The 16,673-nt window shown below is 40.4% G+C and carries 20 protein-coding genes and 1 riboswitch; of the genes, 14 read left to right on the top strand and 6 right to left on the bottom strand.

Annotation, left to right across the window (positions count from 1 at the left end; translation table 11 throughout):
* Nucleotides 1–14: 14 nt before the first annotated feature.
* Nucleotides 15–566, bottom strand: coding sequence for a ribonuclease FAU-1 family protein (locus tag UN64_RS09590; RefSeq protein WP_077362092.1), 552 nt, complete (start codon nucleotides 564–566; stop codon nucleotides 15–17).
* Nucleotides 567–738: 172 nt separating this feature from the next.
* On the opposite strand from UN64_RS09590, the gene UN64_RS09585 reads away from it, so the two are divergent.
* Nucleotides 739–1,614, top strand: coding sequence for an alpha/beta fold hydrolase (locus tag UN64_RS09585; protein ID WP_077362090.1), 876 nt, complete (start codon nucleotides 739–741; stop codon nucleotides 1,612–1,614).
* A 34-nt stretch (nucleotides 1,615–1,648) separates the two neighbouring features.
* Here UN64_RS09585 and UN64_RS09580 read toward each other — a convergent pair whose 3' ends face one another.
* Nucleotides 1,649–2,941: a purine/pyrimidine permease gene (locus UN64_RS09580; protein ID WP_077362088.1), complete on the bottom strand. Its 1,293-nt coding sequence runs from the start codon at nucleotides 2,939–2,941 to the stop codon at nucleotides 1,649–1,651.
* Between the two features lie 532 nt (nucleotides 2,942–3,473).
* Between UN64_RS09580 and UN64_RS09575 the strand changes: the two genes are divergently transcribed.
* Together UN64_RS09575 and UN64_RS09570 are read left to right on the top strand one after the other, a co-directional pair.
* Nucleotides 3,474–3,731 (top strand): hypothetical protein, encoded by a 258-nt coding sequence (locus UN64_RS09575; RefSeq protein WP_077362086.1) that lies wholly within the window; start codon nucleotides 3,474–3,476, stop codon nucleotides 3,729–3,731.
* Nucleotides 3,728–3,985: a flagellar biosynthesis anti-sigma factor FlgM gene (locus UN64_RS09570; protein ID WP_066288333.1), complete on the top strand. Its 258-nt coding sequence runs from the start codon at nucleotides 3,728–3,730 to the stop codon at nucleotides 3,983–3,985. The genes UN64_RS09575 and UN64_RS09570 overlap by 4 nt, the downstream gene beginning before the upstream one ends.
* On the opposite strand, the gene UN64_RS09565 is transcribed toward UN64_RS09570, so the two are convergent.
* On the bottom strand, nucleotides 3,986–4,396 hold the full coding sequence (locus tag UN64_RS09565) for a phage holin family protein (RefSeq protein ID WP_245801996.1): 411 nt from the start codon (nucleotides 4,394–4,396) through the stop codon (nucleotides 3,986–3,988).
* A gap of 207 nt (nucleotides 4,397–4,603) precedes the next feature.
* Here UN64_RS09565 and UN64_RS09560 point away from each other — a divergent pair, with 207 nt between their 5' ends.
* The 7 genes from UN64_RS09560 to UN64_RS09530 all read left to right on the top strand — a co-directional run bounded on the left by UN64_RS09560 (nucleotide 4,604) and on the right by UN64_RS09530 (nucleotide 10,734).
* Entirely contained in the window at nucleotides 4,604–4,885 is a 282-nt protein-coding gene (locus UN64_RS09560) for a hypothetical protein (protein ID WP_077362084.1), read from the top strand.
* Nucleotides 4,886–5,136: 251 nt separating this feature from the next.
* On the top strand, nucleotides 5,137–6,162 hold the full coding sequence (locus UN64_RS09555) for a GGDEF domain-containing protein (protein WP_171978851.1): 1,026 nt from the start codon (nucleotides 5,137–5,139) through the stop codon (nucleotides 6,160–6,162).
* A 110-nt stretch (nucleotides 6,163–6,272) separates the two neighbouring features.
* Complete coding sequence (locus UN64_RS09550) at nucleotides 6,273–7,301, top strand: YkvI family membrane protein (RefSeq protein ID WP_077362080.1); 1,029 nt, start codon at nucleotides 6,273–6,275, stop codon at nucleotides 7,299–7,301.
* A gap of 71 nt (nucleotides 7,302–7,372) precedes the next feature.
* Nucleotides 7,373–7,696, top strand: a complete 324-nt coding sequence (locus UN64_RS09545; protein WP_077362078.1) for a nucleoside triphosphate pyrophosphohydrolase — start codon at nucleotides 7,373–7,375, stop codon at nucleotides 7,694–7,696.
* A 341-nt stretch (nucleotides 7,697–8,037) separates the two neighbouring features.
* On the top strand, nucleotides 8,038–8,826 hold the full coding sequence (locus tag UN64_RS09535; RefSeq protein ID WP_077362074.1) for a DeoR/GlpR family DNA-binding transcription regulator: 789 nt from the start codon (nucleotides 8,038–8,040) through the stop codon (nucleotides 8,824–8,826).
* Between the two features lie 271 nt (nucleotides 8,827–9,097).
* Nucleotides 9,098–9,274, top strand: coding sequence for a hypothetical protein (locus UN64_RS20875; RefSeq protein ID WP_171978850.1), 177 nt, complete (start codon nucleotides 9,098–9,100; stop codon nucleotides 9,272–9,274).
* A 152-nt stretch (nucleotides 9,275–9,426) separates the two neighbouring features.
* Complete coding sequence (locus UN64_RS09530) at nucleotides 9,427–10,734, top strand: APC family permease (protein ID WP_077362072.1); 1,308 nt, start codon at nucleotides 9,427–9,429, stop codon at nucleotides 10,732–10,734.
* A gap of 109 nt (nucleotides 10,735–10,843) precedes the next feature.
* Here UN64_RS09530 and UN64_RS20870 read toward each other — a convergent pair whose 3' ends face one another.
* Together UN64_RS20870 and UN64_RS09525 are read right to left on the bottom strand one after the other, a co-directional pair.
* Complete coding sequence (locus UN64_RS20870; protein ID WP_171978849.1) at nucleotides 10,844–11,020, bottom strand: hypothetical protein; 177 nt, start codon at nucleotides 11,018–11,020, stop codon at nucleotides 10,844–10,846.
* 197 nt (nucleotides 11,021–11,217) lie between these two features.
* Entirely contained in the window at nucleotides 11,218–12,255 is a 1,038-nt protein-coding gene (locus UN64_RS09525; RefSeq protein WP_216352794.1) for a YecA family protein, read from the bottom strand.
* Nucleotides 12,256–12,448: 193 nt separating this feature from the next.
* Between UN64_RS09525 and UN64_RS09520 the strand changes: the two genes are divergently transcribed.
* Nucleotides 12,449–13,354: a DUF4349 domain-containing protein gene (locus UN64_RS09520; RefSeq protein WP_077362068.1), complete on the top strand. Its 906-nt coding sequence runs from the start codon at nucleotides 12,449–12,451 to the stop codon at nucleotides 13,352–13,354.
* Nucleotides 13,355–13,499: 145 nt separating this feature from the next.
* Here UN64_RS09520 and UN64_RS09515 read toward each other — a convergent pair whose 3' ends face one another.
* Nucleotides 13,500–13,730: an IDEAL domain-containing protein gene (locus UN64_RS09515; protein WP_245801995.1), complete on the bottom strand. Its 231-nt coding sequence runs from the start codon at nucleotides 13,728–13,730 to the stop codon at nucleotides 13,500–13,502.
* Nucleotides 13,731–14,103: 373 nt separating this feature from the next.
* A riboswitch (TPP riboswitch) is annotated at nucleotides 14,104–14,212 on the top strand.
* A 91-nt stretch (nucleotides 14,213–14,303) separates the two neighbouring features.
* Between UN64_RS09515 and thiD the strand changes: the two genes are divergently transcribed.
* From thiD to thiE, 3 genes are read left to right on the top strand one after another with little or no spacing between them, the layout of a single operon-like run.
* The gene (gene thiD / locus UN64_RS09510) at nucleotides 14,304–15,113 is read left to right on the top strand and encodes a bifunctional hydroxymethylpyrimidine kinase/phosphomethylpyrimidine kinase (RefSeq protein ID WP_077363693.1); all 810 of its coding nucleotides are present in this window, start codon (nucleotides 14,304–14,306) and stop codon (nucleotides 15,111–15,113) included.
* Nucleotides 15,100–15,999: a hydroxyethylthiazole kinase gene (gene thiM, locus UN64_RS09505; protein ID WP_077362066.1), complete on the top strand. Its 900-nt coding sequence runs from the start codon at nucleotides 15,100–15,102 to the stop codon at nucleotides 15,997–15,999. Before thiD ends, thiM begins: the two co-directional genes overlap by 14 nt.
* On the top strand, nucleotides 15,996–16,670 hold the full coding sequence (thiE, locus tag UN64_RS09500) for a thiamine phosphate synthase (RefSeq protein WP_077362064.1): 675 nt from the start codon (nucleotides 15,996–15,998) through the stop codon (nucleotides 16,668–16,670). The genes thiM and thiE overlap by 4 nt, the downstream gene beginning before the upstream one ends.
* Nucleotides 16,671–16,673: the final 3 nt, after the last annotated feature.

Here is a 16,673-nt window from a genome sequence, read left to right as displayed (position 1 = left end):
GTCCTCTGGTTTTTTTATTTTGCAAATTTCTTCTCTCGCAGCCACTCTGTTGAGTGTTTTTCACATATCTGAAGATCTTCGAAATCACCATTTTTATATTGAGAAATTATTTCTTCTGCCGTTTTATGCGCGAGTTTCATCTCTTCTTTTGATATGGCTCCTTTATCAAAGGCTTCCATTAATTCATTATCATCAAGGATGAAAATTTCTTTATCGGGCAATATCACGATATCTAAATCAAGATCTAAAAACCAAGGGATTCCTTCTTCGTCAACGCCGTGCTCTTTGCACATGTCAATATAGAATTGAACGGTGTCTCCATTTTGATCCAAAACAGTAGTTATCGTATATTTTTTTTCTTCTGGAAAGTGCTGCAGCCATGTATAGCCATTGTCAGCAATACAAACCTCATGATTTTTGTACTGAACAACGAGTGGTTCTGACACTTTTTTTAGATGAATCACAGTTACTTTGCCTTTAAAGCAGCCGTCTTCTTTATGAACGACTTCAAAGGTTCGTTCTGTGACTCTTTTCCAATCGGGTCTGTCTGCTCTTTTATGTTCCATAGACACCTCCACGTTTTGTAAAATTATAGCAAATACTGTTCAGGAAGGGAAGGAACCGGGTGAATGATGAAGAAATGAGTATAAGTATGATGAATTATGAGCCCTTCAATTAAAAAAGGTGAGAGAGTAAGGAACTACATCTCCAAAAAAGAAAAAAGGAAGAGGTAAATTAATGAACATTAAAGCGGATAATTATGAGCTAACGTCGCATGACGGAACAAAGATTGCTGCATACGATCATGGAGGATCAGGAGAGGCTTTGATTTTCCTTCATTATTTAGGTGGAAGTGCACCCTTATGGCATCCGGTCATCCCACACTTTTTGGACAAATACCGGGTTGTCACCTATGACTTGAGAGGACACGGACTCTCAGATCAGCCAGAGAACGGCTATACCTTTGAAGATACAGCGAGAGATCTTGAGGCAGTAATGGATTTCTTTTCGATTAAAAGCGCTCATCTTGTTGGAAGTTCTTATGGAAGTATGGTGGGTGTTTATTTTGCTTCAACACGTACTCAGCGGGTAATATCACTCGTTGCTTCTGAAGGTGCTCTCGTTAATGAGACAGGTGAAGATGGAAAGTATGAGGAATCTTTTGAAGAGCATATCTCAAAGTTTAGAGATCAATTAGATCCTGAGTATGACTCTGTAGAAGCGTATAAGGATTATTATAAAGAAAACTGGAAACCGTGGAACGAAGCACGTGCCTATTATGTCGAGAATTATGTACCTCGTGTAAAAGAAAACGGAAATGTCGGACCTCGCACAACAGGTACGACGATGGAAAAGATTATCGCAGAAATTTATTACACGAACTTTTTAACCTGGTATGAGAAGGTAAAATGTCCAGTCTTGTTCTTGCCAGCTGAAACAGAAGGAAATTTGGATAAAAAAGAGAGATTCATTGAAAAAGCTTCAAAGGTTCTTCCTTTTTGCAGAAAGGCCATCATTCCAGGAACAACTCACTTAATGATGTACGACCATGAAAAGGAACTTATTCATACGATTAAAGAATTTTACGCTGATATTCCTGTTTCAGTCAAATAAGAAAGGGCTCCTTTAAGTGGGAGCCCTGATTTTATTAATGCTGTTTTTTCTTTGCGTTCTTTCGTTTGTAAAATTGTTCTAAAGCTATGCAAGTCAGCATTCCCATAATCAGCCCGTTGCTCAAAAGAGTTACGATAATACTCGGCCATTCTTTCAGAGCTGCGGCAGGAATAAACAGACTGCCGATCCCAACCATGAGTGATGTACTAATAATAAATAGATTTGTATCAGATTTTAGCTCTGATTTATATTCTCTGAACGCAAGACCAATCATGCTGGAGAAGGGAAGAAATATGGTCGCATATCCTACCGGTGCTGGAATGCCTGCAAAGAAAAAGGTGAGCGGCGGGAAAAAGCTGATGATTATTATGAACGCATTTCCCAAAATGAAAGCTAGTCGGCTAAACATCTTTGTAGTTAAAATGAACCCTGAAGCACCAGATATCGGTACACTGCCTACGGCCGAAAACAGACCTGCGATCCACGTATTCAGTCCCATAATGATAGACGAGCGGTTATAGTTGATCGGTTCGAATTTTTCATTTTCAGACTCATACGCTTTTTCTACCACGTTGATGCTGGCTACCATATTTGTCAGTAATAATAGCCCTACAAAAAGGGAGGTAAGAATTGCACCTCCTGATAACTCCGGCATTCCCCACGCCAGCCATTCAGGAAACGCGACCACTTTAGATGATTGCATCGTATCCTTTGTTAAGTTTAATAGTTTAAACAGTCCCCATCCCAATATTAGTGAGATTAGGATGGAATAACTCCTCAGCCATCGTACTCTAGATTTTCCGAGAACGATAGATAGTACAAGGATAAATAGGGATGCAGCTGCAACTTTTGCATCGGCACTTTCCTGCAGATATCCGATCCCAAGCATTCCTTTTATAAAAGAACCGCTCAATTGTGAAACGAGTAATATAAGATATGTTCCTGTTACAAGAGGAGTAAAGAGTGCTCTGACTGAAGTGATGATACGAAAAGCACCAAGAAGAAAAAATAGAATTCCGCTGATCAGCATACCAGCTGTCAGCTGCTGTAATCCATCGGCTGCTGTCAATGCTCCTGATGCAACAATGCCTGCGTATACTGTAAAAACTCCCCACCATAATCCAGCTGGTCCTTCGTTAATTGGAAGTTTATGACCGAACAAGACTTGTAGAATAGCAGAGAGTCCAATGATAAAAAAGGAGCGCTGCAGAAGGTCTGCTGTTTCCGCTTGTGTCATACCGAATGCATCACCGATCGCAATCGGTGCTACGAGACTGCCTGCTAATATAAAGACCATCCATTGAAGTGATGAAAATGTTAATTTCATGAGAACACCTACTGTTATGTATTTCTATTAATCTGTTTTAGTATACATTGTTGTTTTTGAAAGTAGTTGATATCCGTATCAGGATGCTCACTGTTCCGCGGGGTGTGCGGTGAGCCTCCTGTGCGCTTTGCGCCGTTAGGAGTCTCACCTGTCCCGCTTCATGGAAGTATCCTTGCTCCTGCGTCTACAAGTAAATGCTACCGGTGTGAGCTTCCTCGTCACATGCCTTGCGAGAAGCATCTCAGGTGGTAGGCACGCACCTTGCACTTCTATCAACTTGTCGATGAAGAAATGAGTTGAAAGCAACAATCTCTTAAACAACCTTCTTTTATTATAGACCTTAAACTAGTTTAGCAGAAGGAAAGAGGTTTAGAGGGAAGTATAGTTAGGGTAATTTTCTGTAAGATACAAACACAACAAGAGGTTCGAATTTTCTGTAAATATTTTTTCGGTCTATCCTCATAAAACATATGACATACCCGAAACATATAGACACAGGTAATGACGAACCATAAACAAAGGACGATCTAAGATGCAGAAACTTACACACGATGATGTTATTCAATGGTTAGAGAAACATCTATTGGACTTTGAACATTTTACGCCTTACTTGTTTACTTCCAAATGGATTCATTCCTTTTGCAAGGATAAAGAAAATGGAAATGAATTCGAATTGAAGTGGGATACATCCGGTCAAGAGTTGTTCTTTCGATTGCTGGACAATCTGGATCAGGATAGTTCATGGAAATGGCTTGGGACTTTTAATCACACAGGAGAGGTGAAATCATGAGAATTGATGGACAACAACCGGTACAAAGAAAATACGATGTAAACAAAATGTATCAGCAGCCTTCTGTTAAGCCTCCGTCATTTGCCAAAGACGAACTTTACATATCAAATGAGGCAAAAGCATTGAACGATCATGCTCAGCTAAACATTAGAGAAAAGAAACTTTTGGATATTAAAAAACGCATCGATGCTGGAGAGTACCAGATCAATGCGAATGAAATTGCAAAAAAGATTTCACAGTTTTACTCCATTTAATTATTTTTTGTTGTTCGTGCCGCTTCTCTGTCTTAATAGGGAAACGGCATTTTTTATGAAAGGCGGTATAGGAACATTCAACCTGCCTGCATTTTCAATCATAGATAATAATTCATTTGATAAATAAAAAAAGATTGTGGCGGACTGAATATATAAGCCGCCTAATAATTGATCGAGAGAATGGGCTACTGCAACTATTGCAAAAACCATCACCTTTTTTAATATTCCCTTAAAGCCAACCTTGCTGTTCAATTTTCCTTCATATGCTGATGCTGCCATTCCCGTGATGTAATCCAGTACTACGAATAGAACTAATGTTTTGAATAAAAGGCTTGGTGTTCCAAACAGGAAGCTCGAAAACGCTCCTAAAGAAACAACGGCCATGTGGTAAAACATCGACCATCTTTCCACTTTAAATTCCTCCCTTGTCTCCCACTAATGTAGTATATGCTTGTTGCTCATCACCTGAAATGGCGGATGCCTAATGCTTGTCCTCCTATTTTTTAGAAGCTTTATTTCAAATGTGTTAAATAGTCAAAAAATTTAAAAAATAACGAGTCAGACACGCACTATATCTGTTACAATGAAACAAATCCGGAAAGGGAGGAAAGAAATGCAATGAACAAAATTACGTTAGGCTTGCCTCCACATTGCCACAAAGTATCTTGTGACGGAAGAATGATTAAAATTAAAGACTCAGGGAACAACAAATGGGCGTTTCCGCTCTCTGGAACAGAAAACGCAGTTGTCGAAGAAGTAAACGATGAAACAGGACTGCTCACCATTCATGGAAAGGATAAGATACTGGCAACCCTTGAAATGCCAATTCGATTTTGTGAAGTGGGAAGAGGCTGGCTTCTCGATAAGTTACCTAAAAAGAAACGTGTAAAATTAAAATAAAATTGCCGCACAGCTGAGTTCACTCTGGCTGTGCGTTTCATTTTATAAATCGTTTTGTTATCCGAAAAAGAGACATAGACGATAAAATATTTTTATATCCACAACAACAGACTTGAAGGAAAATAATGTTATAATGATGAGGTAACCGTGTAGATGGGGTGAATGAATTGGGAATGACTCGCCTGCCTGCACACTTAAATCACATCGCTTGGAACCGGAAAATTATTAACGTTTTTTGGGTGATTGTCTTTGTGTCAGTGTGCGTTGAGGTAATCAACAGCTTTTTTACAGAGAGGCCATTAAAGGAATTTTATTTAGAATACGTATTATTACCTACGCTTCTTCTATCAATGGCGGCTTTTATCGCAGAATGGGGTTATAGAAAGCAGGGTAAATACACTGACTATATTATTATCGGATCAGCTAATTTAATCTCAGGAATCTTAGTAGGTGTACACTCCGAGATGTATGTGATGTATGCTTGTTTATTCTTTCCGATGCTGATTTCTACTATATATTTTGATAAAAAGAAGATCTGGCTCTCATTTGGAATCAGTCTGATAATTTACTTAGGATTATCTGCTTTTCATCCTATTGTAAGAGATCTAAATGATGTTATGGCACAGCTCTCGATGGCGTGCATCTTGCTGACATCCACAACGATCTGTATCGGCATCATGAGCAGGGGATATGAAATTGGGCAGCATTTAATAAAAGCCCAAGCTGAACACCAAGAGCTGATGGTTAAGTCTACAATCATGGAAAAACAAGTGAAAACCGATGCGCTAACGGGCTTGTATAATCATATGGCATTCTACGAATACATGGATGTGTTGCTTCTGCAAGCTGATACGTATCATTATCCGCTCCACTTAGCTGTTATCGATATCGATAATTTTAAGAAAGTAAACGATACATATGGTCATGGAATGGGAGATATCGTCTTAAAAAAAATTGCAGCTGCCATAAAGGAAAATGTATCGACAGATGATTTTGTCGCCCGATACGGCGGGGAAGAGTTTGTCGTTATACTAAATGATGTTGATGAAGATAAGGCTTTTAGAATTCTTGAGAATATTAGAGCCGTTGTACAAAGTCTGGAGCACCCTGAAATCTTGGAGGAAAGTGTAACAATAAGTGCAGGATTGCAAACGTACCGGACAGGCATGCACAAACAGGCGTTTTTTGAAGGGGCAGATAACAGTCTTTATGTTGCTAAGCGCCAGGGAAAGAATCGTGTGATAATTCAGGAGTGCAGCGAGGCATTGCAAATTTGATAAGCAATATTTCAAACAGTAGGGAGAAGATTCCTTGCTGTTTTTCTTTTTCTTCTAAAACTCTTGTCCATGCATATGTTTGTAAAGATATAGGGCATGGAGGTGAGAGCATGAGTGGACGGATAAAACAAATATTACAGATTGCCGCCACTTACATCGGCACTGTTGTAGGTGCCGGATTTGCTACGGGAAGAGAGATCGTTGAGTTCTTTACGAAATACGGGTCAGCTGGATTTGCTGGCATTCTGATAAGCGGGTTCCTTTTTATCGTAATTGGGACAAAGCTGATGATTATGGCGAGGAGAATTGGAGCATCTTCATTTGATGAAATGAATCATTATCTATTTGGAACAGCAGCATCTCGAGTTGTGAACATCTTAATGCTCATCATGCTTTTTGGGGTAACGGGTGTCATGCTGTCGGGAACAGGGGCATTGTTTCGTGAACAGCTTCATCTGCCATTTCAGGCAGGAGTTATCTTAACACTTATCGTGACGTATTTAGTTATGAAAAAAGGAATAGATGGAATTTTGTGGACCAACTCTTTGATTGTTCCGATTATGATCTTGTTTTCAATGATATTGTCTTTATCGATGTTTGATTCTGGAGGACGGCAGCTTCTTGTTGCCGAGGATTTTACTGGTGGATGGAAATGGATTGTCAGCCCCTTTACTTACGCAGCTTTTAACTTAACCTTGGCTCAGGCCGTGCTTGTTCCTCTTTCGCGGGAAGCAGCTGACGAATCAGTGATCAAATGGGGAGGGTTCATAGGCGGAATAGGTCTGACGTTTATCTTGCTAAACAGCCATTATGTCCTTTATTCAGTTCCGCGTGTGCTAAGCTATGAGATTCCGATCGCAGAAATAGTTGGCGGTCTCGGAATCATGGTACATTACTTTTTTGTTCTCGTAATCTATGGTGAGATCTTCTCTACACTGATCGGGAATTTATTTGGCCTAGCGGGCTCACTTAGAAAGAATATAAGATTATCAAGCAATGCGATACTCATTCCCTTGATGCTGGGAAGCTATTTGCTGAGCCAGGTTGGCTATGCAGAATTGCTGCATTATTTGTATCCAGTCTTCGGGATGATCGCATTAATATTTTTAACAGTTGTTTCTGCTAAAAAGCTTAATTGATGAATACATTGAATTAAGATAATTCGATTGACATTTAGATGAACCGAAATTGCTGGAAGGGAAAAAAGTAAATGGCGTATTACAATAAATTAGTCCGTGATAAGATACCAGAATTGCTTGAACTTGCAGGAAAAAAGGGGACATTCCGCATTCTAGGAGATAAAGAGTTTGAAAGTGAATTAAAGAAAAAGCTCGCTGAGGGTGTGAAAGAGTACCGTGAAGCTGTGAATGAAAGTGACGCAGCAGAAGAACTGGCAGGTTTGTTTGAAATTTTAATTTCGCTTACGAAAGTGCACCATCTTACACTAAGAGAACTGGATGAAATCAGGCAGGAGAAGGCGAAGAAGCATGGGCGGTTCCATGAGCGTCTCTTCCTGATCAAGGTAGAAGATTAAGGCAGGGGGTCTGACCCCAGACAAATACAAATTGAAGATTTGTATTTGTCAGAAAGACATAATGTATGATTTTGTTAAATTATGTGATCATGAAGCATTTTTATATGATTACCTCGATTTTTTTGTGATGAGTGTTAAAAAATATGTGATTATTTTAATTGAACATATGAATCTTAAAAACAAGCAGAAACAGGCGCTGTTAAGATGCTTGTTTTTGCTTGTTTTAATTGTATAAAAGCTGAAACAGGAAAAAACATGCAAACATTGTTTGACAAACAAGCGCAATACGGCATATGATTAAAGTACTACGTGGAAATAAGAGGTAATGGAGGAAAATTATTATGTTTTCTGAAGAAAGAAGAGAAAAGATCTTAGAAGTGTTAAAAAATGAAGGTCGTGTTCTTGCAAAAGAGTTATCAGATATCCTCCAAGTTTCAATTGATTCGATACGCCGTGACCTTTCAACTTTAGAAGATAAAGGGCTCGTTAAACGAACACATGGCGGTGCAATACCTGTGACAGAGGTGAAGAAAGGTCCTGCTGCTCCGGCAAAACGCTACACAGAAGGTTCAGAACACGAGAATGCCATTGCGAAAGAAGCAGCAAAATGGATTCAAGCGGGAGATACACTTTTTATCGGTGGAGCATCTATCCATTATGTTCTGCTCAAATATTTACCTGCAGTTCCACTCACGATCGTTACAAATTCATTAAAAATCGCTGAAGCTTTGCGTGAGCGGGAGAACATCGATTTATACCTAATCGGTGGAAAAGTGAAGAATTCCGGCAATATGACAGATGCTCTTGCAACACAGCTTGTCAGTCAATATTCATTTGACCTCACGTTCGCAACAGGCGGCGGAATATCTGAACGCGGAATAAGTACCGCTACACCTGAAGCTGCTGCTTTTATGAAGGCAGTTGGCTCTGTGTCCAGGAAGAGTATTGGTCTTTTTCCGCACCATAAAATCGGAATTAATGCCTTTGCGAAAGTTGGACCGGTTTCTAACCTGGAAGCCGTTATAACTGACAACGAATCAGTACGCGAACATCTCCAGGCAATCGAACAGCAAGGTGTTAAAGTTATCATCGCAAACACAGAAAAAACAGGAACTGAAAACGCAGAATAATGATTCCATAACAAACAAAAGGACCCCCGAACGGAGGTCTTTTTTTATTCGTTATGACTGATTTAAGCTAGAAACGCCTATATCTGATTTAAGGAATACTAACGGTCCGCCGTTCCCGATAGAACCGTTTTTCATAGTTAGCAGCTTGATAAATCGCCGATTAAATGATTAAAAATACAGTGGAAGATTTTCTGACACAACCCATGTTATCTAAGTTTGTTTCTATTATCCTTATTAAAAAGCAGCATTGTCATGAAACGAGGTGTGAATATTGCTTCATTCTTCGCATTTTTCTTCTGAAGAGAAATTAAGAATTCGTGAGCTGAAAAAGAAAATAAGATCTGTAACAGATTTAGATAAAAAGGTTGAGCTTGAACAACAACTTAATGACATCATGGAAAAAGCATTCATAAAAAAGCAGCTTAGAAGAAGAAATGAACTAAATTGATCTGGAATCCACTTCCTCTGAAAAAGAAAACCTTTGCAAAAAACTGAATTGCATGTCTATTTTGTAAAGCAGTGACAATAACAACTTGTTTATGTTAAAGTGACACTAGTCTTTTTCAGATGGACAAACGTTTTCTAAGGAGTGGACACAGCATGAGTCAAGAAGCAGCATTGAAAAAAGACATCGGGCTTTCTGTAGCCATGTCCATCGTAATTGGAACGGTAATTGGTTCAGGTATTTTTATGAAGCCTGGAAGCGTACTCGAATATACTGGGAATTCGAATCTTGCTCTTTTGGCGTGGTCACTTGGCGGTCTTATTACACTCTCAGGAGGTCTTACGATCGCTGAAGTAGCGACACAGATTCCGAAAACAGGCGGGCTTTATGTGTACATGGAAGAAGTATACGGCAAGCTTTGGGGTTATTTGAGCGGCTGGGTACAAACGGTCATCTATGGTCCAGCCGTTATTGGAGCTCTTGGATTATACTTTGGTTCATTGATAGCAAATCTTTTTTCTTGGGAAAAATCGTTTGGTCCTTGGATTGGAATCGGAACGGTACTATTCCTTACAATTGTAAATAATTTCGGAACAAAATACGGCGGATTCGTACAAAACCTATTCACGATCGGAAAGCTTGTTCCTATTGCTCTCATTATTGTGTTTGGGATCACTCAGGGGAACGAACAGATCTTAAATTCTTCAAGCGGATCTGTAGTTGAGATCAGCATGGGGGCAGCTATTTTAGCAACTCTTTTTGCCTATGATGGCTGGCTGATGGTTGGATTTGTAGCGGGGGAGATGAAGAATCCAGGAAAGACGTTGCCTAAAGCAATAATTGGAGGCATATTGATTGTAATGGCGGCTTATCTTCTAGTTAATATCGCATTGCTGCATATTCTGCCTGCTTCTGAGATCGTGAGGCTTGGTGAAAACTCAGCTGCATCTGCGGCCACAATACTTTTTGGGCCGTTAGGCGGTAAACTTATCGCGGTCGGGATAGCAGTATCGATCTTTGGCTGCTTAAACGGTAAAATCTTAACGATTCCTCGTGTGCCGTTTGCGATGGCGGAACGAAATCAGCTTCCGATGGCAAAAACGTTTAGCAAGGTCAGCGAAAAGTATGGTACTCCAATCGCGGCAACGTACTTGCAAGTTGTTATTGCAATCATCATGATGATTTTAACAGATCCTGATTATCTATCAGAAATGGCGATTTTCGCTGTTTACATCTTCTACATTTTTGCGTTTTATGCGGTGTTTAAGCTTCGTAAGCGGAATAAAGGGGCTGCTCGTGTTTACAGTGTTCCTTTGTTCCCGGTCGTTCCGATTTTTGCGATTATCGGTTCAGTGTATATTGTCGGAGCTACCATGATTAACGATCCGTTTGATAGTTTGACAGCCATATTTATAACAGTAGCTGGACTGCCAGTTTATTATTGGCTGCAGCGTAAAAATTAAGATTCAGTATAAAATGTAAAAAGACCCTCTCATGGGTCTTTTTTTATTGAGCGATATTATTTGAACGGTTCGATTTATAATTTGACTCTAGCCAATGGGATATAACATCTTATCCGTCCGGGTTCAATGGTCTCGAAGGAAGGATCTTCAGCAGCTTCTTCACTCTTACCATTGTTTTATCTTCCTGTTGAAAACGAAAGCCATGCTCCATATTTTTAATAATATGAGTCTCAGAAGGTCCCTTAACTAGTGTGTGAAGCTCCTCTAAAAGGGGAGGGTCAACCAATGCATCTTTGTCTCCACATATTGCTATAACAGGATAGTTTATCTTTTTTAAGCCATCTCTTGGGTTATAAGCAAAGTGCTCTCTGATATTGATATTAGTACAAAGGTTTACAAATGCAAATATTTATTTTTCTTTAGTGATCCATAATAAAACCCGCCAGGAGAGTCCTGACGGGAGAATATGAGATATATGATAGCTTATACGCTTAATAGTTCTTTCATTTCACGATAGCGAGATGAAAGGCTTGCTGGTGATACGCCGTATTTCTTAGCTGTTTCAGCTTGTGTGGAATTTATGCCTCTTATATCTTTTGATACAAGGTAGTCCAAAGCTGCTGCATAGATTTCTTCTTTACGAACGGCTGGTTTGGACTCGTTAATATATTCACTCCAAAGTTTTTCAGCCTCTTTAACTACTTCTGTTTCCGCATTGGCTTTCACAAGTTCTGTTACAGCTGTGTACTTTTCATCCTTTTCTTCTGATTCCACAGAAGTTACTGTATTTTCTTCAGATGCAGGTTTTTCAGTGTTAGCTTGCGTTTGATCTGTTTTAGGCTTCGGAACTCCTGCCGATATATCAATTAAAGAAAGCTGCAGTACAGCGGGGAATTGATTTTTGAAAATCTCTTTTGCGTCTCCTAATGGCTGCAGTTTCTCAATCGCGTCTTTTAATGGAGGCAATTCAGAAATTGGCATCTCTACATAGCCGACATAAAATTCGTAATTAATGCCGTTCGATACGAGTGTTCCAAGCAGTGCGCTGTCTGTTTTTGGCTTATCAGCAGCGTTTATCGTCACATCGTACACTTTCTCTGTCCAGATGTCTTTCACTGTAAAAATAAAGCCTGTTTTTTGTTCAACAACTTTATAAAGTGAAGGCACTGTATTGGTCCAGCCAGCTAAGATCTCAGCAACTTCAGGCTTCACTGATTTCTTCACCTTTTCAACATAAAGCTCAACAGGTGTTTGGTCGCCTTTTATCTCAGAACAGAAAACTTCCCAGCAAACCGCGATGTTCGCATACGTTTGTTCTTGGTCTTTGCCAACCGGATATTTTTTCACATACTCTGACGTACGTGCTGCTAAATCCTGCTGATAGTTCTCAAGGGCAAATTTGATAAGTCCTTCCTGATGAAAGGATACTTCGCGTGTTTGCTCTTCTTTATGTAAACAACATTTCTTATATTTTTTTCCGCTGCCACAATAGCACGGATCATTTCTTCCTATCATTGACATGCTATTCCTCCAGTTAAACCACTTACTTATCCTGTACATACTAGCATAAATCGGATTTTTTTCAAACAACTAATCACCAGACAATATTTTATCATAAAAAAGGTTAAGAAAAAATCATTCAATAGGTTGGTTTTTCGAGTCCTGAAACCTTTTTTAGTAAAAAGCGTCTAAGCCAAAAAGGGGGATTTACGATATGTGGAAATTATGGAAAGTGTGGGTATTGACCTGTGTTTTATTATTAGGAGCCTGCAGCAGCAATGGAGGTAGTAAAAAAGAATCTTCACATGACATGGCAGGAGGCGACAGTTCTGAAGCGAAGACGGAAATCTCTAATTCTTCTGCTGATGAAGGGACAGCTTCACCAGAGAAAAGCGACAAGAAGCAATCGATTCGAGATCAGCGGAAAGTGATCTATAACGCGGATCTGCGGATTACAGTTGAAAAACTGCAGAATGCGATGGAAAAGGTTCGGAAGATGGTTGAAGATAAAGGTGGTTATATCGTAGAATCCAACACGAATATCGGTGAGGAAGGCTATGAGGACGGGATGATGACGGTACGTGTTCCGATGAATGGATTCCGGCCGTTTTTACAGGAAGTAAAGGATATAAGTGAAGGTTCTCCGCATGAAAGTGTGCGAGGAGAAGATGTTACAGAAGAATATGTGGATCTGTCTTCTCGGTTAAAAGCGAAGCAGCAGATGAGAGAGCGTCTTGAATCCTTTATGAAAGAGGCTGAAAGGACGGAAGACTTATTAAAAATTTCTGCAGATCTTGCCAGAGTACAAGAAGAGATTGAACAGATTGAAGGAAGACTTAACTTTTTAAAAAATCAAAGCGATTATTCGACGGTTACTATACAGTTTGAAGTAAAGAATCTGAAAGCAGAGAAACTGCAGACAGGTGACCTAAACACTTGGAAAAAGACAAAGATGCTTTTCATGGAGACGGTGAACTTCTTTGTTTCTGCGATTTCATTTATCGTCGTTGCACTATTTGGATTAGCACCACTGTGGCTTGTACTGATCCCCGTTGTATTCTGGTTATGGAGAAGGAAAAAAGGGCAAAAGAAAAAGCCGGGTTCTCCGACATCCATGTAATGAGTCATTAAGTTGTGTTCATATCAGATTTGTTAGACAACAGGTACGTCAGAAACACCCTCTGCAGCACGGATTAAAGTCCGGAAGCTGAAAGGGTGTTTTGGCTTTTACGGCACCTTTTTATGGTGAACCGTTACCAAAAGCCTTAGCCGAGAAACGCTTTGTATTCTTCAGTCAGTTTCATAAAACGCTTTTTATCTTTTTGATCCAAGGCATTGTCGATTTCTTTTTCATAATATTCTTTGTAGTAGCTGTGCAGGGCTTCATCCAGAACCATTTGGGCAATAAGGCTGAAGGCAAATGGGTCTCTTTTTTGTTGTTTGTACTGCACCATCTCATTTTGGTTTTTGTTAAAAGAAGTGTTTTTGTCTTTCATCCTGTTTTCCCTCCTTGAAATTATCTCCCTATCCAATTTAACCTTTTATGTTTCTAGGTTTCTACTAGTATACTGAGCAAGGTGCCCAATGACAACCATTTTATTTGAAAATTCTGAAAAAAATTTGATAATCATTCCAATGTACTGTATTTTCACCACCTTTTGGTAATTTTCTTAAAAGAATGTCTCATTATTTCGGTAGAATTTCTCATTTGTTACAAGTGTTATGATTTAGTGTTATTTATGTGTTTATATTGTGTTACTTACTATTTCCCCGTATTTTAGAAGGCTTAAACACTGTGAAACACATATTTGGAAAAAACGTTGACTTTTCATATGGTATGTGAGTAGGATTGTGTTAAATCAATATCGTCATTTCCGCTAGGGGTGCTTATGTTTGTAAGCTGAGAGAAGGTGCTAGCCTTCGACCCTTTGAACCTGATCCGGTTAATACTGGCGTAGGGAAGCGGCGTGGTCCATTACTATCTACAATCGTAATAGCCACCCGCTTTTTATTTGCGGGTGGCTTTTTGTATTTATAGTTTTAGGAGGGGGATCGTGATGGGACAATTGATCAAAGTATGCAAAGCACTGACTGTCGCAGGATCAGACAGTGGAGGAGGAGCAGGGATACAAGCTGACTTGAAGACCTTCCAGGAATTTGGGGTATATGGAATGACGGTTCTGACTGCGGTTACGGCTCAAAACACGATGGGTGTGCAAGGGGTTTATCCAGTCCCTCTGGCTGGATTGGAGGAGCAATTAACATCAATCGGAAACGACATTAAGCCAGACGCAGTAAAAACAGGCATGCTGTTTTCAGGTGAATATATTGAGAGAGTTGCTTATTTTGTTGGAAAGTTTGGCTGGAGCAGCCTCGTCGTCGACCCTGTTATGGTTGCAAAAGGCGGAGCGACCCTTTTAGGAAACGAAGCTCTGGAAGCGATGAAAAAGTACATGCTGCCCCTCGCAAAAGTAATTACGCCTAATATTCCAGAAGCTGAAGCACTGACAGGAGTTGAGATCACGAGTGATGAAGCTAGGCGGGAAGCGGCTCTCATCTTGTTTAATGCGGGTGCTGATTATGTGGTGATAAAAGGCGGACACATGGAAGAAGAGTTTGTCTCAGACCTCGTTTATAACGGTGTTGAGATGTGGGAGCTTGTTGATAAGCGTGTTTACACAAAAAATACACATGGTACTGGCTGTACATTCTCAGCTGCAGTCACAGCTGAATTAGCATACGGAAAAACGATGGAAAATGCCGTGCGGAATGCAAAAACGTTTATTCAGACGGCGATCGAACATGGGATTGATGTCGGTTCCGGTCATGGACCGATAAATCACTTCGCATATAGGAGGATTCTTCATGAACAGCGATAGAGTACAAGTTTGGAAAGATTTTGTCGAACAGATCAGGAAAGAACGGCTGTTAGTCCATCATATTACAAACCATGTAACGATGAACTTCCTCGCTAACGGTGTATTAGCAGCAGGTGGAAGTCCTATGATGGTTCATGATGCACGGGAAGTTGAAGATGCAGTTGGGGTGGCTGATGCTTTGGTCCTGAACATTGGAACATTGGAAGAAGCTTCAGCCAAGTCTATGAAACTTGCGCTTCGCAAGGCAATGCACTGTGGAGTGCCTGTTGTCCTTGACCCTGTAGGCGTAGGGCTGTCTTCGTTCCGGCAGGAAACCATTAAAGAATTGTTATCTGAATATTCGAAATTGAAGGGGGTCAGTCCCCAAACAATTCTGACAATTTGCGGAAATGCAGCAGAGATGAAGTTTCTCGCGGGTCTTGGCTGGGATGGGCGGGGAGCAGACGGTGATCTTAACAGTTCTGAAGACGACTTACACCAGCTTGCAATAACTGCTGCAAAACAGACGGGGTGCTTAATTGCGATGACAGGGGAAAAGGATGTCATTTCCGATGGGGAGAGAGTTATCGAACTTTCACATGGTCACCACATGCTTTCACTAGTGACAGGAACTGGCTGTTTTGCTACTTCAATGATTGCGCTGTATCAGGCTAATCTTAAAGATGAAGCAGTACACACTATATCTTTTCTAGAGCGCACAGCACTTGCGCTTCTAATACTCACGAAAGCGGCAGAGGAAGCTGTGAAAACTTCAAGAGGACCTGGAAGCTTTCAAACAAAGCTCTTAGATGAACTCTTTTTATTAGAAAGTACGAAGTCCATTTGGGAGGATGAGATCAATTGGTTTGAGCGCACGGCAGCAGTTGAAAGAGGTGCACACACATGACGACACTCTCACAAGTGAACCTGGCTCATAAGCTATCACTCTATTTTGTGGCAGGCACGATGAACTGTCAGTCCCCAGAGATTTTTCGTGAAATACTTCTTCAGGCTGTTAAAGGCGGCATCACAGCTTTTCAATACCGTGAAAAAGGTGTGAATTCTTTAATAGGTGAAAAACGGTTGGAAAGCGCAATGACAGCAAAGGAGATCTGCAGAGACAATGGTATTCTTTTTATTGTGAACGATGATCTGGAATTGATGAAAGCTGTGGATGCTGATGGTCTTCATGTTGGGCAGACAGACGGCAGCTTAGATTTTATCCGCAAAGAGACAGAAGGCAAGATCCTCGGCGTTTCCGCGCATACCCTTGCTGAAGCAAAAGATGCTGTTAGTCACGGGGCAGACTACATCGGTACCGGTCCCATTTATGCAACTGTTACCAAACCTGACGCCAAGGAGCCTGTTGGAAAAGGGATTTTCCAAGAGTTCCGAACAAACGGAATCACTGTTCCTGTTGTAGGAATTGGCGGAATCTCTTTGGAAAATGCTGCAACTGTTATCAGAGCGGGAGCAGATGGAGCGGCCATTATCTCAGCGATCAGTCAGTCAGAAGATCCAAGAAAAACAACTCGTGAACTTTTACTGGACATATTAAACGCAAAGAGGGGATTGTAAGTG

It is taken from the genome of Fictibacillus arsenicus (assembly GCF_001999465.1).
Taxonomy (GTDB): Bacteria; Bacillota; Bacilli; order Bacillales; family Fictibacillaceae; genus Fictibacillus; species Fictibacillus arsenicus.
This window is presented reverse-complemented; position numbering and strand designations above follow the sequence as displayed.